This window comes from Pseudomonadota bacterium (assembly GCA_022572885.1).
Classification (GTDB): Bacteria; Pseudomonadota; Gammaproteobacteria; order Steroidobacterales; family MnTg04; genus MnTg04.
The window spans coordinates 32,610-56,190 of the sequence record JACZVC010000014.1 but is presented as its reverse complement, the minus strand read 5'-3'; the positions used below and the strand labels follow the sequence as shown (position 1 = coordinate 56,190).

Annotated in this window: 24 protein-coding genes; 12 read left to right on the top strand and 12 right to left on the bottom strand. The window is 57.3% G+C overall.

Going from position 1 to position 23,581, the window contains the following annotated elements:
- Positions 1-17 precede the first annotated feature (17 nt).
- Positions 18-1,544, bottom strand: a complete 1,527-nt coding sequence (locus tag IIA05_06980; protein MCH9026842.1) for an amidase — start codon at positions 1,542-1,544, stop codon at positions 18-20.
- 151 nt (positions 1,545-1,695) lie between these two features.
- Here IIA05_06980 and IIA05_06975 point away from each other — a divergent pair, with 151 nt between their 5' ends.
- Positions 1,696-2,067, top strand: coding sequence for a VOC family protein (locus tag IIA05_06975; protein MCH9026841.1), 372 nt, complete (start codon positions 1,696-1,698; stop codon positions 2,065-2,067).
- A 35-nt stretch (positions 2,068-2,102) separates the two neighbouring features.
- Here the strand turns inward: IIA05_06975 and IIA05_06970 are convergent, their stop codons facing one another.
- From IIA05_06970 to IIA05_06960, 3 genes are all read right to left on the bottom strand, one after another.
- Positions 2,103-2,369 carry a type II toxin-antitoxin system RelE/ParE family toxin gene (locus tag IIA05_06970; protein MCH9026840.1) on the bottom strand — a complete coding sequence of 89 codons (267 nt, stop codon included), beginning with the start codon at positions 2,367-2,369 and terminating at the stop codon, positions 2,103-2,105.
- The gene (locus tag IIA05_06965) at positions 2,356-2,592 is read right to left on the bottom strand and encodes a CopG family transcriptional regulator (protein ID MCH9026839.1); all 237 of its coding nucleotides are present in this window, start codon (positions 2,590-2,592) and stop codon (positions 2,356-2,358) included. Before IIA05_06965 ends, IIA05_06970 begins: the two co-directional genes overlap by 14 nt.
- A 213-nt stretch (positions 2,593-2,805) precedes the next feature.
- Complete coding sequence (locus tag IIA05_06960; GenBank protein MCH9026838.1) at positions 2,806-3,660, bottom strand: hypothetical protein; 855 nt, start codon at positions 3,658-3,660, stop codon at positions 2,806-2,808.
- A gap of 189 nt (positions 3,661-3,849) precedes the next feature.
- Here IIA05_06960 and IIA05_06955 point away from each other — a divergent pair, with 189 nt between their 5' ends.
- The 3 genes from IIA05_06955 to IIA05_06945 are packed head-to-tail and all read left to right on the top strand — an operon-like array spanning position 3,850 to position 5,081.
- Positions 3,850-4,044, top strand: a complete 195-nt coding sequence (locus IIA05_06955; GenBank protein MCH9026837.1) for a CPXCG motif-containing cysteine-rich protein — start codon at positions 3,850-3,852, stop codon at positions 4,042-4,044.
- A gap of 20 nt (positions 4,045-4,064) precedes the next feature.
- Positions 4,065-4,526 (top strand): LEA type 2 family protein, encoded by a 462-nt coding sequence (locus tag IIA05_06950; GenBank protein MCH9026836.1) that lies wholly within the window; start codon positions 4,065-4,067, stop codon positions 4,524-4,526.
- 27 nt (positions 4,527-4,553) lie between these two features.
- A complete protein-coding gene (locus tag IIA05_06945) occupies positions 4,554-5,081 on the top strand; it encodes a hypothetical protein (GenBank protein MCH9026835.1) in 528 nt (175 codons plus the stop codon).
- Between the two features lie 29 nt (positions 5,082-5,110).
- Here the strand turns inward: IIA05_06945 and IIA05_06940 are convergent, their stop codons facing one another.
- Both IIA05_06940 and gcvA read right to left on the bottom strand, forming a co-directional pair.
- The gene (locus tag IIA05_06940) at positions 5,111-7,309 is read right to left on the bottom strand and encodes a tetratricopeptide repeat protein (GenBank protein ID MCH9026834.1); all 2,199 of its coding nucleotides are present in this window, start codon (positions 7,307-7,309) and stop codon (positions 5,111-5,113) included.
- 54 nt (positions 7,310-7,363) lie between these two features.
- Positions 7,364-8,254 (bottom strand): transcriptional regulator GcvA, encoded by an 891-nt coding sequence (gene gcvA / locus IIA05_06935; GenBank protein MCH9026833.1) that lies wholly within the window; start codon positions 8,252-8,254, stop codon positions 7,364-7,366.
- A 114-nt stretch (positions 8,255-8,368) separates the two neighbouring features.
- On the opposite strand from gcvA, the gene IIA05_06930 reads away from it, so the two are divergent.
- Positions 8,369-8,521 (top strand): hypothetical protein, encoded by a 153-nt coding sequence (locus tag IIA05_06930; GenBank protein MCH9026832.1) that lies wholly within the window; start codon positions 8,369-8,371, stop codon positions 8,519-8,521.
- A gap of 93 nt (positions 8,522-8,614) precedes the next feature.
- Here IIA05_06930 and IIA05_06925 read toward each other — a convergent pair whose 3' ends face one another.
- Positions 8,615-10,102 carry an FAD-binding oxidoreductase gene (locus IIA05_06925; protein ID MCH9026831.1) on the bottom strand — a complete coding sequence of 496 codons (1,488 nt, stop codon included), beginning with the start codon at positions 10,100-10,102 and terminating at the stop codon, positions 8,615-8,617.
- A gap of 166 nt (positions 10,103-10,268) precedes the next feature.
- Between IIA05_06925 and IIA05_06920 the strand changes: the two genes are divergently transcribed.
- From IIA05_06920 to IIA05_06910, 3 genes are all read left to right on the top strand, one after another.
- On the top strand, positions 10,269-12,191 hold the full coding sequence (locus IIA05_06920) for an ATP-binding cassette domain-containing protein (protein MCH9026830.1): 1,923 nt from the start codon (positions 10,269-10,271) through the stop codon (positions 12,189-12,191).
- A gap of 133 nt (positions 12,192-12,324) precedes the next feature.
- Complete coding sequence (locus IIA05_06915) at positions 12,325-13,839, top strand: carboxypeptidase (protein MCH9026829.1); 1,515 nt, start codon at positions 12,325-12,327, stop codon at positions 13,837-13,839.
- Between the two features lie 85 nt (positions 13,840-13,924).
- A complete protein-coding gene (locus tag IIA05_06910; GenBank protein MCH9026828.1) occupies positions 13,925-14,386 on the top strand; it encodes a glycine zipper 2TM domain-containing protein in 462 nt (153 codons plus the stop codon).
- An 18-nt stretch (positions 14,387-14,404) separates the two neighbouring features.
- Here IIA05_06910 and IIA05_06905 read toward each other — a convergent pair whose 3' ends face one another.
- Genes IIA05_06905 through IIA05_06895 form a run of 3 tightly spaced genes read right to left on the bottom strand, consistent with a single transcriptional unit; the run spans position 14,405 to position 18,141 of the window.
- Positions 14,405-14,923: a hypothetical protein gene (locus tag IIA05_06905; protein MCH9026827.1), complete on the bottom strand. Its 519-nt coding sequence runs from the start codon at positions 14,921-14,923 to the stop codon at positions 14,405-14,407.
- A gap of 28 nt (positions 14,924-14,951) precedes the next feature.
- Entirely contained in the window at positions 14,952-17,441 is a 2,490-nt protein-coding gene (locus IIA05_06900) for an FtsX-like permease family protein (GenBank protein ID MCH9026826.1), read from the bottom strand.
- Position 17,442: 1 nt separating this feature from the next.
- The gene (locus IIA05_06895) at positions 17,443-18,141 is read right to left on the bottom strand and encodes an ABC transporter ATP-binding protein (protein ID MCH9026825.1); all 699 of its coding nucleotides are present in this window, start codon (positions 18,139-18,141) and stop codon (positions 17,443-17,445) included.
- On the opposite strand from IIA05_06895, the gene IIA05_06890 reads away from it, so the two are divergent.
- Genes IIA05_06890 through IIA05_06875 form a run of 4 tightly spaced genes read left to right on the top strand, consistent with a single transcriptional unit; the run spans position 18,140 to position 21,938 of the window.
- Positions 18,140-18,760 carry an arylesterase gene (locus IIA05_06890; GenBank protein ID MCH9026824.1) on the top strand — a complete coding sequence of 207 codons (621 nt, stop codon included), beginning with the start codon at positions 18,140-18,142 and terminating at the stop codon, positions 18,758-18,760. The two genes, IIA05_06895 and IIA05_06890, sit on opposite strands and share 2 nt — an antisense overlap.
- The gene (locus IIA05_06885) at positions 18,757-20,490 is read left to right on the top strand and encodes a CRTAC1 family protein (protein ID MCH9026823.1); all 1,734 of its coding nucleotides are present in this window, start codon (positions 18,757-18,759) and stop codon (positions 20,488-20,490) included. The genes IIA05_06890 and IIA05_06885 overlap by 4 nt, the downstream gene beginning before the upstream one ends.
- Complete coding sequence (locus IIA05_06880; GenBank protein ID MCH9026822.1) at positions 20,487-21,542, top strand: tetratricopeptide repeat protein; 1,056 nt, start codon at positions 20,487-20,489, stop codon at positions 21,540-21,542. Before IIA05_06885 ends, IIA05_06880 begins: the two co-directional genes overlap by 4 nt.
- Positions 21,543-21,545: 3 nt before the next feature.
- Complete coding sequence (locus IIA05_06875) at positions 21,546-21,938, top strand: hypothetical protein (GenBank protein MCH9026821.1); 393 nt, start codon at positions 21,546-21,548, stop codon at positions 21,936-21,938.
- A 69-nt stretch (positions 21,939-22,007) separates the two neighbouring features.
- On the opposite strand, the gene IIA05_06870 is transcribed toward IIA05_06875, so the two are convergent.
- Both IIA05_06870 and IIA05_06865 read right to left on the bottom strand, forming a co-directional pair.
- Entirely contained in the window at positions 22,008-22,640 is a 633-nt protein-coding gene (locus IIA05_06870) for a hypothetical protein (protein MCH9026820.1), read from the bottom strand.
- Positions 22,641-22,647: 7 nt separating this feature from the next.
- Positions 22,648-23,580 (bottom strand): energy transducer TonB, encoded by a 933-nt coding sequence (locus IIA05_06865; protein MCH9026819.1) that lies wholly within the window; start codon positions 23,578-23,580, stop codon positions 22,648-22,650.
- Position 23,581 lies beyond the last annotated feature (1 nt).

Below are 23,581 nucleotides of genomic sequence, written 5' to 3'. Positions count from 1 at the left end.
TGCCTGGCTTCGTTGGATTATTCTTCCAGCGAAGGTATGAATTGCGGATTTCTCCTGGCTTTTGTGGCCTGTTCCAGCACGAAGGCGTACCGGATCAGTTTTTCTTCGCTAAACGGGACGCCAAACAACGTAATGCCCACCGGCAGGCCCAATACATCACCCGCAGGCAGTGTGATTGCCGGGTAACCGGAGACCGCTGCCGGCTTGGAACTGGAAAGGCTGAAGCGGTCACCATCGAGGAAATCCGTCTGCCATGCCGGTGCATTGGTTGGCGCAACGATCGCATCCAGCTGGTGCCGACCCAAAACCTCATCGAGCGCCTGGCGCATCGCTAACTGACTATCCTGCAAGGCCTGCAAATACCTGGGCTCATCCAGCTTACCCTTGCCCGCGGCCTTTTCCAGGATGTCCTGGCCAAACCAGGGCATCGATTGCTCAGCGTTATCGCGGTTAAATGCGATGATCCCGGACAAATCGTTGATAGACGGGTCGACGCCGGCATCAGCGAGATACTTGGTGAGGCCCGCCTTGAATTCGTACAACAATAACTCGTACTCAGCATCGTTGGCGCCTACCGGGATATTAAAACCGATCGGATCGATAATTGTCGCGCCAAGATCATCAAGCCGGGTAATAGTGCGCTCGAAAATTGCTTTTACCCTGGGGCGACGATCGGCACCGTGATACTTACGCCAGACGCCAATGCGCACGCCATCGAGGGAAGCTGAATCAAGCCCCGCTGTGTAGTCCCGATCACCCGGATGGTTCGAGGACGCTGGATCCGTTTCGTCCTCTTTCGCCATGGCGGTCAACAGAATGGCCGCATCCCGGACGCTTGTCGCCATCGGACCGGCGGTGTCCTGCGTATGAGAGATCGGGATGATCCCGTCACGGCTGACCAGCCCTACCGTTGGCTTGATCCCGACGATACCGTTGATACCGGATGGGCAGGTGACCGACCCGTCGGTCTCGGTACCGACTGCCAGCGGCACCAGCCCCGCCGCTACTGCAACCGCCGATCCACTCGATGAGCCGCAAGGGTTGCGGTCCAGCACATAAGGGTTTTTGGTCTGCCCACCGATCCCGCTCCAGCCGCTGGACGAATCGGAAGACCTGAAATTAGCCCATTCGCTCAGGTTGGCCTTGCCCAGGATGATCGCGCCCGCTTCCCGCAATGCCGCAACATGGAATGCATCGTCCGGCGCTCGATGACCGGCCAGCGCCAAAGAACCGGCGGTCGTCGCCATGGCATCGCCGGTATCGATGTTGGCCTTTAACACGACCGGTATGCCATGCAACGGCCCTCGCACGCGCCCTGCCCTGCGCTCATCGTCCAGGGCAGTCGCGATCGCCAGGACATCGGGGTTGATCTCGATGATCGAATGAAGACCGGGTCCGCTGCGATCGATTTCTTCAATGCGTGCGAGCAAGTGAGACACCAGTTCCGCAGAACTGAACTCGCCGCTCGTCATCGCCTCCTGAAGCTGGCCAACGGACAGGTATGCGGGGCTTCTATCCGGGCTGTCTGGCGCACAAGCGATCATGCCCGTCAGAATCGTTGCAATAACTGCCCATCTGATTGTCATTTCATTCCCATCCGTTTCATTCCGCAAACAGTATAGATAATGATCTGCTAAACTGCACAACGAAAATATTTCGGGTAAATCCGCCCGCGCCTGGTAAAGGAGACTGGCAATGATTGGTTACGTAACCCTGGGGACTAACGATATCGAACGCGCGGCCGCATTTTATGATGCGCTCCTGGGTGAGCTGGGTGCGAGCCGGTTCATGGAATCGGCAACCTTTATCGCGTGGAGCGTTTCCCCGACCACGCCAGCTATATCCGTGATCAAGCCCAATGACGGCAACCCGGCGACCGTCGGCAACGGAAGCATGGTAGCTATCAGCGTCGATTCTCCAGACAAAGTGGATCAACTGCATGCCAAGGCATTGGAACTGGGCGCAAAGGACGAGGGGGCGCCGGGTAAACGTCGCGACGGCGGGTTCTACGCGGGTTATTTCAGGGATCTGGACGGCAACAAGCTGAACGCTTTTTGTATGAAGTGACTTTGGGAACCTCTGATTTATTTATGAATCGTTGCCTACTTGCTTCGGTAGACATCCTTGCGATCGCCGATTTTGATTAGGTGGACGATCAATACCGCATCCTCGATGGTGTAGAGAATGCGATAGCGACCCTGGCGGATTCGATAACGCTCGAGGCCTGACAACTTCAATGCACCAGGAGGTCTTGGATTATCAGCGAGTGATTTTATACGCCTGATAACGCGCCGCCGATCCGCCTTCGTGGCGATCAATTCAAGTTCTTTACGGGCCGATTTCTTAATCCGCAGACTATATTTTGCCACGTCGTTTCAAGTCCTTAACGACGTCCTCAAACGCATAGTCTGGTTCTTTTTCCCGAACTTCGAAGGCCTCAATGTCGCTGGCGTCTTCCGCAAGGGCGGCTTTGACGGCCTCGTTGACAAGTTCGGAAATACTGCGATCGGTTGCAGCCGCTTTTAGACGCAGCGCGCGATGTAGTAACGGGTCGAAGTAAACGGTGGCTCTTTTTTGGGCGGTTTCGTTCATAACTCAACACTAGCGTCTTGACGTCTTAACGTCAAGACGCTAGGGGCGAATATCAACACCTCGCAAATCAGTTGCCCGGCGTGTACCGGGCCAATGTGGAGATAGTTGATTCTCCGCTGGTTATTTCAGGCATTTTGATGGCGACAAGCTGAACGCGTGTTGTGTGAGCCGGGGCTGAGCGACGCTGTGCGAGCCTTTCCTGGGCGGAAACCCTTACTGCATTTCCAGATAGTGTTTTACTTTCTCGACGTCATCGTTCATCAGGTAGGCGTCGGCATGTTTCCATCCGGTCAGCGTGATCAGGTTGTCCTGGTTCGCGATCAGGTGGCGATCCGAACCATAATCACCGGTCAACCAGCCGGGGACAGCGATAACCGACATGACGCGGACCGGGTGGCCAAGCACACCGTTCAGTATCGTCGCAAAAGCCTTGAGCGTCTTGTTCCAGCTATCGAGGTTGTACGCGGGCGCGTTTTGACCAAATAAAAGCTTGTTGTCTCGGAGATTGACCGTGCCGTGTTTCTTCGGATTGCGGACCAGCACATGAACCGCATAGATACCATCCGATCCCACGACGACATGATCTATCAGCTCATCGCCAATCGCGATGGAATGGAAAATATGGTTGCCCTTGGTCGCAACGACTTGTAATCCCTGCGCGGCCGTGATCCTGGCATCCAGCTGTTTGGCGAGCAGGAAACGGGAACGCTGAAGCCGAATCAGGCTGACGATTTCCATTACCAGCAGGGTACTCAGGAAAGCAAAAACCACCCACCAGCTCATGTTGTCGAGCGGGGAATACCACGGTTCGCTCGCGAAAAAGAAAATGCTGAGAAACACCAAAACCGCAACGGCAATGGCGGCGGCATGTGTATTAATAGACGCTTCCATTTTTTTGAGCGTCTTGTAGTAATTGCCGACTGCTTCCCTTTTTATCATCGATGCGAACGGCGTCTGCGCCCGTAACCAGGTATCGGCGTAATCCCAGATTTTACTGCCGAGCAAAAATAAAACCGCCGCCGCGGCGGCAGCGCTCAAAGAGCTGATAATATGCGGATCTGCGTACATGGATTCACTTGCGAAAAAACCAAGGCTAATTGTAGTGACCTTACATAACGGCAATCAGTGACCTGGATCACAATCTGACGAGCTGGAGGCTTTGAATTGACTGGTTTTGCTCTATTCTTGGTCAATTTCCAGGGACCTGCCGCCAGGCGCTCCGAATCGGGCGAGCGATAGGGTAAAGTACTGACAAGAATGCTGAACGAGACGAAAACGGTACGGGCCTGCTGTCCTTACTGTGGGGAACAGATTACATTGGTCGTCGATTGCAGCGTTGATCATCAGGTTTACGTGGAAGATTGCGAGGTCTGCTGCAAACCGATCTCGATCGAGGCTACGGCAGACGAGGAAGGCACGGTGATTTTGAGCTTGATGGACGCAGACTCCTAGGCAGAATCAAGGACCAGCCGATGAGACCATTGTGCAGAATATTTGTTGTATTGCTGATGGCGATGGGCGCGGCGTGCTCAACCTTGCTGTTTGATATCCAGCAACCTGAAATCACCGTAAGCTCGTTTCGGGCTTTGCCCTCCGACGGTACTGCCCTGAATTTTGAAATCATGCTGCATATCAAGAACCCGAACCCGGTTACGCTGAGGCTGGAGGCAATCTCCTATGCGGCCAGTATCGAAGGCCATCGGATCATTAGCGGTACTGCCGATGCGCTGGGCAGTGTCGAGGCAAATGGGGAGGGCGAGTACCCGATCCTGGCCCAGGCGAACCTGGTAGCCAGCGCCGCCCTGCTTGTCGATCTGCTCAGAAACCCAAAGGAATTGGTGAGCTATGAATTTTCGGCAACGATCGACCTCGGTGGGTTGATGCCGGATATCCGCATCCGGAAACGGGGCGAACTTTCGATGTCCGGCACCTGAAAATTCCGCTGAGCGACACTGCACCCGATGATACTGGAATTCTTCGAAGCCATACTGAAAGCCGCTGTGCTGGTGGGCGCCTTTAGTTTCGGCCTGATCTACTGGGGTCTGCACCTCGGTCAAATCAAGCGGCCCGATCGAGTAGCAGACTTTCACAAAGAATTGAAGCGCATGTCCAAAGAGCGCAAGAAAGACAAACATAAATTCAAAAACAACCCGTTGTACAAAAAGTGGTTTGTATTTGGCGGTGGCTTTTACGGCGCCGTCGCCCTGATGACTTATGTCCTGGTTGAATGGTATGAATTCATTGACTTTCTAGGTGGGATAAGCGGTTTTGGCGATTTGATATCGCGGCTGAATCTAAACCTCCTCATCAACATCTTTGTCGAAGCGCTGGTCAATTTTATTGTCGCTGTCACGTGGCCGGCTTACTGGATGTCAGAAATAGAGACCAACCGGATATGGTTATGGTTTATCGCCGCTTATGGCGGTTACTATGCCGGCTCCGCGCTCGCCCATTATTTGACGGATCACGAAAGCACCGCGGAAAAATAGACGGTGGAATGCGTTATCGGCGATCCTCGCTATTCGCCAACCTGGGCTTGCTTTACACGCAATTGTTCCAGTTGCCCCGCCATGTCCGCTTTGATTTCGGCAATCATGCCCTGATAGCGCGGGTCATCACGCAACGATTCCATATTGGGATCCAGTTCGGCAAACCAATTCCAGCCGAATCGAAACCGGTTATCCACGGCGACTCGCAATGCCTTTATCGCCTCCTCGGTCCGTCCCGCTATAGCCAGGGCATGAACGTTGGCGATTCCGCGCGAACCATTGTAGAAATATGACCGGTAAGTGGGGTCATCAAACATCTGCACGGCGTTGTGCAACCGGTTTGCTCGCTCTTGCTCACCCGACTCGCGCAGCAACAAGGCCAGATTCACCGCGTCCCGCGTATTGAACTGGGTGATTTCAACGTGTTTTGCGAACAAATCCGGCATTAACTGCCGGTACCAATTCAATGCTTCTTTATAATCCCCGGAGCGCAACGCAGCATCTCGCAAAACTCTCAAATAGATCGTATGCGATCCCCAGCGATTATCGACCTGATTTTCCAACGCGGTTCGCGCAATCGCGGCCGCCTCTTCGTATTCGCCAGCATACACCTTGAAGGCAGCGGCCATAGCCAGAGGAAGGGCCTGACCCGTGCCGGTAGCCATCGCCCGATTCAGCCACTCAAGAGCTAATTGCTCGTCACCCAATTCCATGTAGTTCCACGCAATAAAGCTCATTGTCTCGGGATCGTCCGGATCCAGCCGGACGGCCTGCTCCTGTAAAATAAGAGCGTTGGCAAAATCGCCCAATGTCCCATAGACGCCTGACGCGCCATAGTACCCCTGCGGGTTGGTCGGTCTGAGTACGCGCAACTTCGCAAACGCGGCCAGCGCCTCATCGAAGCGGCCCAGATAAACATGCGCCCGGCCAAGTTCGAACAGGTGATCGGTGGCCAATGGATCGATAGCCAGACCCTTTTCGATATACGGGATCGCTTCTTCATAGCGCCCTTCTTTTCTCAGATACTTGGCATAGCCCTGTAGAACCATTGAATTATTCGGGCTTAGCGACAGTGCCTTTTGAAAAATTTCCTCAACGCTATCGCCATTGGTAAAAAATCGAAAAGCAGCCAACGCAGCCCAAACTTCACCCGACTGGCTATCCAGCACGATGGCTCTTTCAGCGATGGGCCCGGCCTTCTCCTCGAGTTCGGCGAGCGTAATGGCGCCCGTATCCGCAAGCTGGTTGTAGGTTCGCACCAGGCCCGTGTGGGCAGCCGCATAATCGGGATCCAGCTCAATCGCCTGCCGGTAGTAATTTTCGGCTTGAAAAAGATCGTCGAATCCCGATCGGACGTAGAACTGTCCGGCCATCAGGTAGGCGTTGTAGGCTTCCAGGTTCCCGGTCGGCCTTTTTTCCAGTAATTCCCGATCATCAGGCGACAGCGCCGCCTCGAGATGCTCGGCGATCGATGCCGCAATTTCACTTTGGATGGCGAAAAGGGTCTCGGCGGTCAGCGTGCGGTCATAGGTCTTGGCCCAGATGTGCTCATCGGTGCCGGCATCGATCAACTGCACATTGATGCGCACCTGGTTGCCGGCGCGCTGTACGCCGCCTTCCAGGATGGTCGCCACACCCAGTTCCTCGCCGATGGTTTTTATGTTCTTGGTCGTGTCGCGATATTCCATGACCGAGGTACGCGATATCACCTTCATCGAACCCAGGTTGGCGAGCAGGGTCAACAAGTCGTCGTGGATGCCATCGGCCAGAAATTGCGCGTTTTCCTGTGCCGAGCTGCGATTGGCAAAAGGCAGCACGGCGATGGAACGGCGATCGAGCGAGTGGTCGGCGGTGGTCTGTAGCTGATCGCCGGACAGGAAGAATTTGTCCGCGGCGAACCACACGATGATCGCGGCGAGGATAGCAATAACCGTAAAATCCAGTTTCCGGCCGGTGACATGGGTGATGGACTGACTGCGGTCGACGTCCTTTTCAAGCTTGATGCCCTCGGGCGTGATCTCGAACGCCCAGGCAAACACCAAAGCGACCGGGAACCCGAGGATCATCAAGGAAGTGAAGACCTGCATCACCCATTCGGGTGCGTTGAAGGTCGGAAAAATGACCGAGGCGACTTCGACGAGCAACCAGCCGACGACGCCATAGACGGCGGCAACGCGAAAAACATTTCTGCGTTTGAGTTCCTGGAAAAACCCGCCGTTTTGGTTCAAGACGAAGCCCCGCTCAATGGGATACCGGCTGAAATCATAGCACCAACCAAGCCCCTACTCCTGCGCTTCGGCCTGCGCGACCAGCCATTCGATCATTGCACGAATCTTGGGATCGTCGGCGTTTTGCTCCGGACAGACGGCGTAAGCCGCGACGTCGGTGGCCAGGATCAGGTCGAACGGCTGGACCAACTTGCCGTCGCGCAACTCCGTTTCGACGGTCCGCGGGTTGGCCAGGGCGACGCCCTGCCCCTGCATCGCCGCCTGGAACAGGACATTGGGGTCGTCCATGACCCAGCCCTCGTGTGGGTCCACATTGTCGATACCGGCGAAATCCAGCCATGACCTCCAGTACTGATAGCTGCCGTCATGCAACAGCCGGACCCGCGCCAGGTCCTCGGGAGATCGCAAAGCGTTGGGTCCATCCAGCAGCGCCGGCGCACAGACCGGCACCTCCTCATGGTCGAACAACCGGGTAACCGATAATCCCGGCCAGTTGCCACGGCCATAGCGGATAGCCACGTCGATCCGTTCGCGCTCGAAATTGACCAGCCGCGTGGTCGAACTGATGCGGATGCCATATTGCGGATAATCGCGCTGGAAAAGGTGCAGGCGCGACATCAGCCAGCCGACTGCGAACCGCGGCGTGGTGCTGATCGTCAGGATCTGCTTCTCGTCCGCACGCGTCCGGATGGCGTCCGAGGCCTCCGCCACCTGTTCCAGGGCGCGCCGGATGACCGCGGCGTATTCCCTGCCTTCATCGGTCAACTCGACGCCACGGGGCAGCCTTTCAAACAGGCGGCGACCCAGGAATTCCTCGATGTGCCGGATCTGGCGGCTCACCGCGCCATGGGTAACGAACAGATCGCTCGCCGCCGCCGTGAAGCTCTTGTGGCGTGCGGCGGCCTCGAAGGCTCGCAGTGCATTCAATGGTGGAAGTTTTTTCATAGCTGTGATTAAAACTCACATTAATAGGTGAAATTATATCGATTTTTATTGTTTTATCAAGGCATTACTATAGTTCCCGTGATTCAGATGCACATCTTTTGAAGGAGAGAAGCGATGAACCTTTACCAAGCAAAGACCCAGACCACTGATGAGAATCAGGTAGCCCGGGAACAAGCGCGGGCCAGGCGGATGCGTCGTCGTCACCAGAACCACAGCAACTTCGGCACCGCGCCGAGCGCTCCGTCGCTATTCACGCTGCGCTGGTGAGCGACACCAGGTCCACCGACCCCATGCAGGTCAGCAAAACCCCGCCACGGAGGGCGGGGTTTTGTTTAACCACAGCAAACTTCCCCCGGCCCGCTAACCTGACGGGCTGATATTCGCGTTCAGGCGAAACATGTTCTTTGGATCGTAACGATTCTTTATCTTGACCAGGCGCGGATAATTGGGCCCATAGTTCGAATGGGTCTTCTTTTCGCTTTCGTCGTTGAGGTTAGTGTAATAGCCGATCGTATGATCGTGCCAGCTGTTGTAGTAACTACGCACCTTCGCGATATTGGCTTCATTCCGTGCCGGTTCCGCCCATACGCCAAGAACTCCGATGAGGGCAAACGCATTCCGGTGCGCAAAAGCGGTTTCCTCCTGCCCGACGCTGGAAATGGCTCCGCGCAGGTGATCTGTAAAAATCATGACCGCCGCATCCTGAGGCAAATTGCCCAGCAAATCGTCAATCAACCCGGTTGAGAATTCGTCTACAAACCCGGATTTCAGGTAATACATCAATCCGTGACGTAACGCTACATCGGCGCCGGTTTGCAAAGTGTTGTATTGCATCAGGCCGATACTGTCCGACATCGGACTGCCATATTTTCGCAGCGGCTCGATCGCACGTTCGCCAGCGGCCGGGTCCCCGACATAAATCACTTCGATGCCAACGAATCGCTCACCCTCCGGTGAGGTACCCATCGAAATCTTCGCACTGAGTTCGTCCGGCGCTGCCGCCGCGAATTCCTGGTAAAAGCTCAGCAGATCCCTGCCCTGCTCGTACGGATATACCACAGTGCCAGCGAGCAACTCCGGCCCAACCGCGTGCAAATCGTATTCGAACGAAGTCACGACACCGAAATTGCCGCCACCACCGCGCAACGCCCAGTACAAATCCGGGTTTTCATCGGCGCTGGCATGGCGATGCCTGCCATCGGCCGTGACGATATCGGCCGATCTCAAGCTATCGATCATCAGGCCGTATTTACGGCTGACCCGGGAAAGACCACCGCCGAGGGTCAGACCGGCGATCCCTGTATGCGCGATAGCCCCGGTCATCGCTGCCAGCCCGTGCTGCTGGGTTTGCACGTCGAGCTCGCCGCCGAGCACACCCGGCTGGACCCTGGCGATACGTTTTTCGGCGTCTACCTCGATGCCTTTCATGCCGGACAAATCGATCATCAGGCCACCATCACACGAGGATTTTCCGGAAAAGCTGTGTGCGCCGCCCTTGATCGCGACCAGTAATTCGTGATCCCTGGCAAAAGAAACCGCGTGAGCGATATCGGCCGCGTTGGCGCAAAAAGCGATCAACGCCGGGTGTTTATCGATCATGCCGTTCCAAAGCCTGCGCGCGACTTCATAGGCGCCGTTACCGGGCATCAGCAACTGCCCCTGCAGGCTGTCCCTGAACTCTTTGATCGCGGCCTTTTCGATGACCGTCTGCTGACCACCGAGCTTGGTCGCGGTAATCGATGACAATACCGACATGGAGCTTATCGCGGCCGCCATGGCCTGCGACATCGGCAGCGATGCCAGCGTACCGGCGGCGAATGCGGACTTGCAAAATTCCCTTCTTTTCATTGTTCTGCTCCTGGTTTGCCAGCGGCGCCAGCAGATGCCCGGCCAAAAGACCCAACGTTTAATTGAATATAGACCATGCCCAGGGTTTGCGCTGGTCGATCGGTCATGCCCGGACCCGCTGATTCCTTGCCGCCCCGGCAAGCCTTCATTGCTATCATCCGATCCCATGCCACTCATTCGCCTCGACAAAGTCTCGCTTGCCTATGGGCACCGGCCCCTGCTGGACCAGGTCACGCTGGAAATCCATCCGGCGGAACGGGTGTGCCTGGTCGGCCGCAATGGCGAAGGCAAGTCCTCGCTGATGAAACTGATCAGCGGCGAAACCGCACCCGATGACGGTGAGGTCTGGGTCCGGCCCGGGATTCGGGTCGCACACCTGGCGCAGGAAGTGCAGCTCGAGAGCGAGGAGACCGTGTTCGAAGTCGTGGCCGGCGGCCTGCCAAAGCTTGGCGCCATGCTGTCCGCTTATCACCGGGCGGCGGCGGATCTCGCGAGCAAGCACACCAAGGCCACCGAAAAACGCCTGGCCGAACTGCAGCATGAACTGGAAGCCGCCGATGGCTGGCAAATAGAGCAGAAAGTCGAAACCGTGCTCTCTCGCCTGGGACTGGATGGCAGTGAACTTATGAGCACCCGCTCCGGCGGCTGGCGCCGGCGAGTGATGCTGGCGCGCGTGCTGGTCAGCGCGCCCGATTTGTTGCTGCTGGACGAACCAACCAACCACCTGGATATTGCGGCCATCCGCTGGCTGGAAGAATACATGCTCCGCTATGCGGGTTCCCTGTTGTTCGTTACCCACGACCGCGCCATGGCCCGGCGGCTGGCCACTCGCGTCCTCGACCTGGATCGTGGCGCAATATCGTCCTGGTCCGTCGGCTACGACAAGTACCTGGAGGGCCGGGCGAAACAGCTCGAAGAGGAAGTAAAGCGACATGCCGCGTTCGACAAGAAACTGTCGCAGGAAGAGGCGTGGATCCGCAAGAGCATCAAGGCCCGGCGCACGCGCAACGAAGGCAGGGTCCGCGCGCTCAAAGCCATGCGGGAAGAGCAGCGTCAGCGCCGCAGTCGATCGGGCAAGGCCAACCTGAAACTGGATGAAGGCGAGCATTCGGGCCGGCTGGTGTTCGAAGCCAGGCATGTCAGCTTTGCCTATGCGGATACGCCGATCGTCAATGACCTGAACCTTCGCGTGATGCGGGGAGACCGGGTTGGCCTGATCGGCGCCAACGGATCGGGAAAATCGACCTTGATCAAACTGCTGCTCGGCGAACTCGAACCCGACCGGGGAACCATACGCAAAGGCACGCAACTGCAGGTCGCGTATTTCGATCAGCAACGTGAGCAGCTGAATTTTGCAAAATCGGTCATGGACAATGTGGCCGATGGCAGCCAGTACATCATGATCAATGGCCATCGCCGCCACGTGGCCGGCTATCTGCGAAGTTTTCTGTTCCCGCCCGAACGATTCGAGTCACCGGTCAGCACCTTGTCGGGCGGCGAGCGCAATCGTCTGATGCTGGCAAAAAAGTTCGCTCAGCCAGCCAATTTGCTGGTCCTGGACGAACCCACCAACGACCTGGATATCGAGACCCTGGAGTTGCTCGAGGAACTGGTCGCGGATTACCCCGGCACACTGCTGCTGGTCAGCCATGACCGCGCCTTTCTCGATAATGTGGTCACCAGTGTGCTGGTTTTTGGTGGCGATGGCGTCATCAGCGAGCATGTCGGCGGCTATAGCGAATGGTGGGAATATCACCAGGCACGGGAAGAACAACGACGCCAGGAAAATCCAGCCAAAGCCGTTGCCGCCAGGAAAAAACCGCAAAGCAAGTCAGCGAAGCCGCGCAAGCTGACTTACCGTGAAAAAAACGAACTGGAGGCGCTACCCGAAACCATTGCCGCGCTTGAGACCGAGCAGGCCGAATTGATGGCCCGGGTCAATGAGCCGGAATTTTTCCGCCTGCCCCATGCGCAGACGGAGCCGGCGCTCGAACGGCTGAACGAAGTCAACGCCGAACTGGATCAAAGCTATGCACGCTGGGATGAGCTGGATTCTATAGCCAGCATGTCGCACGACAAAACGCCCTGAAAAACAGATTAACAGCAGCGTCCGGGCTTGCCGTCCGCGGCCGGTGCTTCTACGCTTGGCGGATAACATCGAAACCAGGGGTAGGCGACGGCCCTCGCATTTTACAACCTGCAGACTCGAAGGGTAAATCAATATGAGAATCAAACTGCTGCTGATCTTTTTTCTGACTGTATATTCCGGCGTTGGCTTGTCTCAGGATGAGGAAAACGGGGAATCCAAACAGGAGGCCAAAGAACCGAAGGCTGAAAGCTCGATCACCTCACACCAGGTCCGGATCGACGGAAATACCGTCCGCTACACGGCGGTAGCCGGCACCATCATCCTCAAGGATGACGATGGCGATCCGCTTGCCACCTTTGGCTATACCGCGTATTTGAAGGACGGTGTATCTGACCTGGCCGATCGTCCGATCATGTTCGCTTACAACGGCGGTCCGGGGTCCTCATCAATCTGGCTGCACATGGGTGTACTCGGCCCGGTCATCGTGAAAACGGAAGATGCCGGTTTTACCGGCCCGCCCTTCGAACGTGTCGCCAACGAATACAGCATCATCGACCGGACCGACCTGGTCATGATCGACCCGGTCGGCACCGGTTACAGCCGGCCGATCGGTGACGCCGAGGGCGAGGAATTCTGGGGCGTCGATGCGGATATCAAGACCGTGTCCGACTTTATCGAGCAGTACGTGACTGAAAACAGCCGCTGGCGTTCGCCAAAATATCTGCTCGGTGAAAGCTATGGCGGCATGCGTTCGGCCGGTGTCATCAACTATGTGCAGAGTAAACATGGCATGGCATTCGATGGCGTCATCCTGGTATCGCCGTTTCTCAATTTTGCGGTGGGCGTGGACGGCGCCGGTGAGGATTTACCGCATATCCTGTATTTGCCGACGCTGGCCGCCACCGCCTGGTATCACGATGCCATTGCAAGCAAGCCAGCCGACCTCGCGGCATTCTACGAGGAAGTGAAACAGTTCGCGGTCGATGTCTATGGCCCGGCGTTGATGAAGGGTAATCGCCTTGGCGCGGATGAGCGCCAGGCGGTGATCGCCCGAATTTCCAGATACCTGGGGCTAAGCGAAGACTATGTTGATCGCGCCAATCTGCGCATTTCACATCAGCAATTTGCGCAGGAACTGCTGCGTGACAGGAAACTGACTGCCGGAAGAATTGATTCCCGGTTTACCGGCAACAGTCTGAACCTGTTAGGCGAGGAAATGGATTATGACCCGATGTTTACTTCGGTAAGACCGGCGTTCGTCAGCAATTTCCTGGATTATTATCACAATGACCTGAAATTCGGCCGCGACAAGGACTACAAAATCAGCGGTCGGTTGTTCATGAAATGGGACTGGGGTCACTCGCAGCCTGGCAGCAATTTCCCGATGCCATCGCCGAATACGATGCCTGATTTGTCCCGCGCGATGAACGACAACCCGGAACTCCGGGTGCTCGTTCAACAAGGCTACTACGATCTCGCAACACCGGCTTTTGCCACCGAATACATGATCGATCATCTGACGATTTCTGCAGAGCAGCAAAAGAACATCACGATCGAGATGTATGAGTCCGGGCACATGATGTACCTGCACCCGCCTTCGCTGGTCAAATACAAAAAGGATCTGGCCCACTTTATCGATAGCGACTAGCCTGCATGTCACCGAGGCGCCAGCCGGTCAACCGATGGCCGCCTGGTGCGTTATTATCAGGACCTCGATTGTACGGAGCGCGACTATGAAAACCGCCTTGATTTCACTGCTTTGCACGGTCGGATTACTGGCCGGTTGCGCGACGCCGAATACTGCCGGCGAGGTCTACAGTCGCAAGGACACCTTGCGCGCCATGGATGTTCGTTACGGCGAAGTGCTGATGGTCGTTCCGGTCGTCATCGATGGCAGGGCAACCCGGCTCGGCCTGGTCGGCGGCGGCGCGATCGGTTATGAGATCGGACGCGAGATCGGCGACGGTGGCGGCCGGCAGGTCGCCGGGGCCGTCGGCGCCGTTGTCGGCGCGGTCGCCGGCCAGGCGATCGAAAAGAAAATCACGGAACAGGACGGCCAGGAAATTACCATTGAAATGGACAACGGCAGGGTAATCGCCATCGTTCAGGCCGCGACAGTCGAATTCTTCGAAGGGGAACGCGTTCGTGTACTGACCGGGCGTGGCGGACACGCACGGGTGCTAAAAATCCGTTAACAATTGTCGTTAAGCAAGTCAGGAACCGCCGCGAATTTTTTCGAAAGCCTCGATGAACTCCAGGGCATGTTCCTCGTCGAAGGTTTCCAGTATGTTGCCCCCATCACCCTGAACGTCGTCGAAGGAAATAAAATTCTCTTCCTCGACCTCGATGACGATTTCCCCGTCGTCCCAATACATCGATTCGATTTCCTCGAGCGGGTATTCGATTCGCTGCAGTAAGAATTTCTCTACGTTATCGAGCACAACGCTCTTTATCGCGCTGGCCAGCGCATTGTCTTCCTCATCCGCACGCTCGTCATCGAATTCGGCTTTGATTTCGGCCAGTTTTTCCGCGGACAATTGCAGGTAAAGCGATTCAGCCGTCAGCACCAGGTCGACTTCGTTATCATGGTTGCTGATACTTATTACGATTTCTGCATCAGCGCTGCCAGCAGCCTCGCCATGATCTTCTCTTGCCGTACCGTTATCCTGACTACAGGCGACAAGAAAAAATACTGAAGCAATCAACCATCCCGCGGTCAGCGATTTTTTCACGGCAAACTCCTTGCGTCATCGATTGTCGCTACGCCTGGCGTAGCGTATGGACCGGCGGGTGATTCAGCACCGAGCGAGTCGCGAGAGTGCCGGCCAGACCGACGATCGCCATGCCGGCAATCAGCCCGGTCAGCCATAACACCGGATCGAAATGATACTCCAGTTGGAACTGACTTTCCGCGAGAAACCACCCGGCCGCGCTGGCGCCTGACGCCGCCAGCCCTCCGGCCAACAGACCGATCACGGAAAATTCAGTGGCTACACCCCAAAGGATCTGCCTGCGTTTTGCGCCCAGCGTTCTCAATATCGCCGCCTCATACAGGCGCTGGTCCCGCGTGGCCTGTACCGCAGCCAGCAAGACCATCAGGCCGGCAAACAAGGTAAACAGGAAAACCGCTTGCACGGCGAGCGCCGCTTTGTCCATGACGCCGCGTACCTGGCTCATGATCGCGTCGATATCGATCACCGTGATGCTGGGGTAGCGGCGAACCAGGTCAAGGATTTCCGCGTCCTGCCCTTCGCGGGCATAAAAACTGCTGATGTAAGTCGCGGGATACGGTTCGAGTGCGCCAGGCGAAAAAATGATGAAGAAATTGGGTTTGAAAGAATCCCACTCGACCGTACGGAAGCTGGTTACCGTTGCCGATACCGTTTCTCCCGCGATATTGAAGCTAATGATATCGCCGAGTTCGAGCTGGAGGTCGTCCGCGTATCCTTGTTCGACCGAGATTTCGGGGTGCTCGGGAACGACCTCACCCCACCAGCGCCCGGCGACGACCTGGTTGTCGCCGGCTAAAGTACTGGCCCAGCTCAGGTTGGCATCGCGGCTGGCGCGCCGCCGTCCATCGGGATCGGTAAATTCACGATCGCGCAATGAGACGTCGTTAATGGCGGTCATCCTCGCGCGCACTATCGGCACGAATTCCAGGCGGCCAAGACCACGACTGGCCAGAAAATCATCGACGCCGGATACTTCATCCGGTTGGATATTGATTAAAAAGCGATTGGCCGCATCGGCGGGCAGGCTGTTGCGCCACAGGTCCATCAGGTCGTTGCGCACGACAGTCAGCAACAACAAGACCATGAGGCTCAGCCCGAAAGCCACAACCTGGATTGCGCTATCGCGGCCACGTCGAGAAATATTGGCCAGACCATAACGCCAGGCTACCCCGGCCGCGCCGCGGATTCCGCTGAGCATGCGCACCAGCAGCCAGCCGGCGCCCATCAGTATCATCATCGCGATGATGCTGCCGATGGCGATACGGATCAGCAATCCAGCGTCTCCGACTACCCACCAAAGGACCAGCAGCATCGATGCCATCGCGGCCCCGTAGGAAACCGAGTAGCGTAACGGCGGGGGTCCCATATCGTGTCTGAGTACACGCAGCGGCGGGGTCTGTCCCAGTTGCATGAAACCCGGCAACGCGAATCCGGTCAACACGCTTACCGATGTCGCCAGGCCGAGGAAAACCGGCTTCCATCCGGGCGGCGGCAATTCGCTGCCAATCAGGTCTCGCATAATAAAACTCAGCCCGGCCTGCGCGATATAACCGAACCAGACACCGAGCAACCCGGCAATCACCGACATCAGCAATAACTGAATGACGCTGACCCGCAGAATCAGCCCCTGTTTCGCACCCAGGCATTTCATCAAAGCAACTGTGTCCAGCCGCCGACTGACATATCGGCGAGCGGCCATCGCCACTGCGACCGCGGCCAGAAACACACTGACCAGCGCCGACAAGTTCAGAAAGCGCTGGGCCCGATCCATCGCCGAGCTGATTTGCGGGCCGACATCGGCTATATCCCGAAGACGCTCGCCGTCACCCAGCATTTCCCGCAATTCAGCCTTGAAGCGGCGGACCTGGCCGCGATCGCCCGCAAACAACATCAGGTAGCGAACCCGGCTGCCGGGCTGAATCAAGCCGGTGGCGTCCAGATCCGCTTCATTGATCAACAGGCTGGGCGCAATATCGATGAACCGCATGCCGCGATCCGGCCGGTATGTCAGGACCTGGGCAAGTTTTAGCCTGGCCGTACCCACCTCGATGGTGCCGCCTACATCGGCGCCAAGCCTGGCCAGTAACCGGGTCGACGCCCAGGCCTCCCCCGGCGCCGGGATCGCGTCCGCGGCCCGTGCCGGCAGCAACAAGCCATCGGCTATCTTCATGCGGCCGCGCAGCGGGTAGCCATCGCTGACCGCACGCACATTGGCCAACGCATTGCCTTCGCCGGCAAACACCACGCTGGCCATGGAAACGACATTGGCAATATCCAGGCCAGCCGCCCGCGCCGCCTGGCTGTAGTTCTGCGGCAATGGCCCGGTGCTCTGCAAGCTCAGATCCGCTGCCAACGCCTCGCTGGCCTGCAGTTTGACCGCCTGGGAAATTCTGTCGGTAAAAAACGAAACGGCGGTCAACGCGGCGACCGCAACCATGATCGCGAGCGACAAAACCAGCAGCTCACCCGACTTCCAGTCACGCGCCAGAGTCTTCAGTGCCAGTCGCAGACTGAGCATATCAGGCGACGGCCGGATCGAGGATGCGGCCGGATTCGATATGGATGGCGCGGTCGCAACGCTCGGCCATGGAAATATCGTGGGTGACCAGGACCAGCGTAGTACCGGATTCCTTGTTCAGGTCGAACAGCAGATCGATAATCAATCCGCCCGTCTTGCTATCCAGGTTGCCGGTCGGTTCATCGGCGAACAGGACCGCCGGCCGGGTAACGAACGCCCTGGCAATGGCGACTCGCTGCTTTTCCCCGCCCGACAAATGTCGGGGGTAATGACCTTTGCGTTGCAACAGCCCGACCTTGGTCAGCACGGACAGCGCCTCGTCCTCCGCATGTTCCCTGCCCGCCAGTTCCAGTGGCAACATCACATTTTCCAGCGCGGTCAGCGAGGGAATCAGGTGGAAAGACTGGAAGACGAAGCCCACGTGCTCGGCGCGGGCAACCGCACGGCCATCCTCATCCAGCGCCGTAATTTCGGTATTATTGAGCCAGACCTGACCGGTGCTGGGTTCGTCCAGGCCGGCAAGCATAGCCAGCAACGTCGACTTGCCCGCGCCGGAAACACCGATCACGGCTACCGACTCGCCGGCATAAATCTCCAGGTTGACATTATCCAGTATGGTTAAGCTGCCCTCGGGGCTGCTAACCTTCTTGGTCAGTGCACAGGTTTTCAAAACGGGTTCTGCGGAAGTATAGGGTGACATGATCAGATTATTGACACTGCTTTGGCTCACGGCGTTGCCGATTGACGTTGTCCATGCGGAAAACTCCACCATACTGGTCGTTGGCGACAGCCTGAGCGCCGCGTATGGCATGACGCTGGAACAATCGTGGGTGTCGTTGCTGCAAAACAGACTGCGCATTCAAGGTTACGATTATCATGTTGTTAATGCCAGCATCACTGGCGATACGACCCAAGGTGGCCGTTACCGGCTGCAGCGAGCGCTGGAGCGCTTTCGGCCAACTATCGTGATCATCGAGCTCGGTGGCAATGACGGTCTGCGCGGACTGCCGCTGGAAATAACCCGCGGCAACCTCGCAAACATGGTCGAGGCCTGCCAGGAGGCCGGTGCGATCGTCGTGCTCGCCGGGATCCGGATTCCGCCCAATTACGGTCAGGCCTATGGCCAGGACTTCCATGCGATTTACCGGGAATTGGCCGAGCAATACGGCCTGTTGCTGATTCCGTTTATCCTGGAGCACATAGCGCTCGATCCGGAGTTGATGTTGGCGGATGGTATCCACCCCAACGCGGCGGCACAGGAAGTGTTGCTGAACAATGTCTGGCCGGTCCTGTTGCCGGCGCTGGGAGCGGCCCCTTGAATAAATCGCGCCTCAGAAAAGCCGTTATCCCTGCTTTCTGCTGTTGCCTGCTGATGGCGGTGGCAGCGGATGAGACAGGCGAAGCGTTGTTCATCGAAGCCGGTAAGACCAGCGGACTGGACTTTGTCCATTTCAACGGGATGTCCGGTGAACTCTATTTGCCGGAAATCATGGGCGCCGGCGTGGCTGTTTTCGATTTCGATCGCGATGGCGACCTGGATATTTATTTGTTGCAGGGTCATATGATCGGCCCGGGGAAGACCCTGAGCGAGGCGATCCTGCCACCGGAAAAGGGTGTTGTTTTGACAGACCGCCTGTTTAGGAACGATACCGCCCCGGGCAAATCCAGATTGCGTTTTACCGATGTCACCAAAAAAAGCGGCATCAGGGCTCGCGGTTATGGCATGGGCGTCGCGACGGGCGATATCAATAACGATGGCTGGATCGATTTGTATATCAGCAACTTCTCTCACAACCAGCTATGGCTGAATAACGGCGACGGCACCTTCAAAGACATCACCGACAAGGCGGGCGTGGATGATCCGCGCTGGAGCGTCAGCGCCGCCTTTATCGATATCAACCTCGATGGCTGGCTCGATCTGTACGTCGGCAATTATGTAGCCTACGACATGGAAAACCCGAAGCCATGCCGTTCCGCAACCACCGCTCGCGATTATTGCGGCCCACAGGCGTTTGCGCCGCTCACCGATCGTCTGTTTCTCAACCGAGGCGACGGCAGCTTCGAAGATATCAGCGAAAAATCAGGCATCACCAAAGTTTTCGGTGGCGCGCTGGGCGTCATCGCAGCCGACTTCGACGGCGACCACTGGCCGGATATCTATGTCGGCAATGACGGCGTGGCCAACCAGTTGTGGATCAACCAAAAGGACGGGACATTCGAAGATACCGCGCCGCTGGCCGGTGTCTCGGTCAACCGTTATGGCATGCCCGAGGCGAGCATGGGCGTGGCTGCGGCCGACTTCGACGGCGACGGCGATGAAGACCTGTTCATGACCCACCTGGTTCGCGAAACCAACACCCTGTATGTCAACGACGGCACCGGCTGGTTCGACGACAAAACAGCAGAAACCGGCCTGGGCGTCCCAAGCCTGCCGTATTCGGGTTTTGGCACCGCCTGGCTGGATATTGACAACGATGGCTGGCTGGATCTGCTCAGCGTCAATGGCGCGGTTACCCTGTTCGAGTCACACGAACCCACCGACAAAGTATTCCCGCTGGACCGGCGCAACCAGCTGTTCGCAAACGATCAGGGCAAGGCATTCATCGAAATCAGCGATTTGGCCGGCGACGCGTTCAAACTGTCGGCAGTCAGCCGCGGCGCGGCGATCGGCGACATCGATAACGATGGAGATATCGATATTGTCATCAGCAACAACAGCGGTCCTGTGCGGTTGCTGGTAAACCAGGTCGGCACCAGGAACGCCTGGCTCGGCATCAGCATACTCGACGCTGCCGGAAAATCTCATGTCACCGGCAGCGAGGTCGCGCTGATTCGTGAAAACGGGCCGCCGCTGTGGCGCCGCGTGCATACCGATGGCAGTTACGGCTCGGCAAGGGATCCAAGGATTCTTTTTGGCCTTGGCGGTAATCGGGGGCCGCAAACCGTAGAGGTTAGCTGGCCCGGCGGCGAGCGCGAAACTTGGAACGGGTTGGCGACCAACCGTTATCACGAATTGAGGCGCGGCAGCGGAATACGAGTCAGCGAATGAACAGACCGATACAGCCTCGCGGCCTGCTGTTGACCCGCCTCGTGGCAGTGATGCTGCTCGCCTGCTGGCCGGTTTCTTCACCGGCACAAAGCGAAACGGCTTTGCAATTGATGCCGGTACCCGAGCCGGATCTCGAGCGATTGCAGCCGGCGACACAAGCCAAGCTTCGCCGCGCCCAGGATTATTTTCACCAGCAGAAATCCTCGCTCGATGGAAAATCGCTGGGCCAAGCATACGGAAAACTAGGCATGGTCTACCAGGCGCTGCAATTACAAGCCGCGGCAAAAGCCGCTTATGGCAACGCCATCCTGCTCGAGCCGGACGCCGCCCAATGGCCTTTTTATCTCGCCATTTATCACGAGGAAGTCGGTGAGTTGGCGGAATCCGCCAGGCTGTATTCGGCCAGTCTGAAAATAGCGCCGCAAATGGCCGGCACCTGGCTGCGCCTTGCTGAAGTGTTGCTGGAAGCGGGTGACCTGCCCGGCTCGGAAAAAGCATTCCGCGACGCGCTTTCCCTGGAACGCGGACAGGTCGCGGCCATCGCGGGCCTCGGCACCATCGCGTTGCGCAGGGATCAATACCGCGATGCGATCAACGCCTTCCAGGCCGCCTTGCGCATTCAACCCGAAGCCACGCAGCTGCATTACCGACTGGCAATGGCATATCGCAACCTGGGTGACCGCGACAATGCCACGGCGCATTTGGGGAAAAGCGGCAAACGGATTCCCTCCAGTTTTCATCCCTGGATCGAGCTGATGAAGGCGCGCGAAAAGGGAGCAGGTTATTATGTTCGCGTAGGCAGAAACGCAGCCACCGGCGGAGACCATCGAAGGGCGATGGCGGTCTATGGCCTGGCCCTGGACATCGACCCGGAAAACCTCGCGGCGTTGTATAATCTTGCGGCAACCTCGCTGGTCATGGGTAACTCCGAACGCGCCCACGGCTATCTGGAACAGGCGCTGGAGCTTGCACCGAATGACCAGCGCCTGCATGATTTGCGCGAACGAATCCGGCAGACAATGGATAGCGGAGAAGACCCCGCCCCCCGGTGAAATATGCAAACCAAATTAGCTGTGAAAAACCTGTGCCTGGCCCTGATAATTGCGTTGGTTCCGCTGGTCGCCGTGGCGAATTATCCGCTAACGATCACCCATTGCCTGGATAACATGTCGGTTGGGTTCGACTTTGGCGTGATCAACAACCAGGCTTTTGTGCGCGTGGAAAACTACGAGGGCAGGGAGATTTACTGTGAAACGAAGTTCAAGGCCGGCCCCGACCGACGGACCCGTAAAACCACGATTCAACCGGACAAAAATGGCGTGATGATCTATGCGCCGCGCCGCACGGTCACCCGGATGTACATCACAGTCTATTGCAGCGATGAAAAAGAAAGCATGGCGGACAAGACGCTGCTCGATTATTCCTGCGAGAAAGCCGCCAATGACTGAGCAGGTTCAAACGCCTGCCGTACTTGCCTTGAAAACCGGGATGGTCCATGGCGCACGGCGGCAACATTGTCAATACAGGGAATAGATCAGCTCTATTTTCTTTTGCTGCCGCTGCAGGCTCAGATTGATCAGGCCCTGTTCAGGCATTGAGCGCAGCGCATCCATGAAAATACTATCTGCGACGGCCACATGGTTGACCGCAGTTATCAGGTCACCGGCCCGCAAGCCCAGCGATTCCACTTCGCTGCCCGCGCGAACCGACACGACGCGCCACCCCTTCATTACGCCCGTCGCATCGACCTCGGGTGCAAGGTCAAGCTGATTGACCAAATCCTGCCGATCGCCGATCAGTTGGTGAAGAATATCCTTTTGAATGGCAAGGAAGGTGACTTCATCTGACGGGTTGTCTGCCTTGCCCTGCCCTGGCAACGAGCGGATGTGCAGTTCGCGAATGCCAGCCGGACATTTCAGCCGCAACAGGGTCGCGCGAACTTCGCCGACCCGGCACTCCCCCAGCGTATCGCCTGTACTGAGCAACCATTGTCTGCCGCTATCTTCGACGATGGCAAGAAAGGTTCCGTTGTTTTCCACCGTGCCGGCAAGTCTTTGCTCCTCTGCGGCTCCGGTCGATGGAAGCGTACCCAGGCTAGCGATTGCAAGCATCGTCAGCAGCGAACAGATTTTTTTGAATGTTACCGGCATGCCCGTCCTACGCAGGGAAGAAATCAATGGGTTTGGTCGCGGTAAACGCCGGGACGTCCTTGGCATCGAAACGGAACATCTTCACCCGCATGACCAGCTTGCGTTCAAGTTCGGCATCACCCAACTCGCTGGAAACCACTTCGCAGAACGTCACCTGCCCACCCGGGCTGATGGTCAGCCGAAGTACAAGTTTGCCCTGCAGAGAGGGATCCTTGCGTAGCGCTCGATTATAGAGTGCGAAAATCGCTCCCTTGTTGCGGTCAAAAACCATTTCAATTTCTTCCAGGCTGCGGCCAGCCGAACCGCCGCGGCCGGACCCGCCTCCGCCTCTGCCGCTGCCAGCACTGATCGTGGATACGACGGTGGTGGTATCCCGGCCGCTCAGGCCACCGCCGCCAGTATCGCGGGACAACCCGGAGGTGCGAATACCGTCACTGCCACCGGCTACTTTGGAGGTAATCACGGCGCGCTCGGTACGTTTGGCAATACCGCTACCCTGACTGAGCCGACCGTTGCTGACCACGCTGGCGACCGCGTCGTTGCTGCGAAGATCGGCCAAAGCCTCGGCAAACGGCAGCAACCCGGCCTTGCTGGCCCGCTCGCGAACTTTCTCAATCCGCTCCGGAACCACCTGCGGCGGTACCTCAACTGGCTTTGGCTGTTCCCTGGCCACCTGCTCGGTAACCGGTTCCGGTTCTTTTCTTACGACCACAGGCGGTGGTGGCGGCGGCAACGCTTTCCGTTCCAGCAGCAACTTGACAAAGCGTTGCGGGATCTCCGGGATATCATCCGGGCTTCTTTCCGGCAACGGCAACCAGGGTATGATCAGCGCCAGCAGGAGTATGATCGCCAGCGTGTTTCGCAATGTACGACGGAAGCGGGCTTCCTGCTCCGCATCCGGCGTCCATTGCAAATCGTAGATTCTGTAATAGGCATCCAAA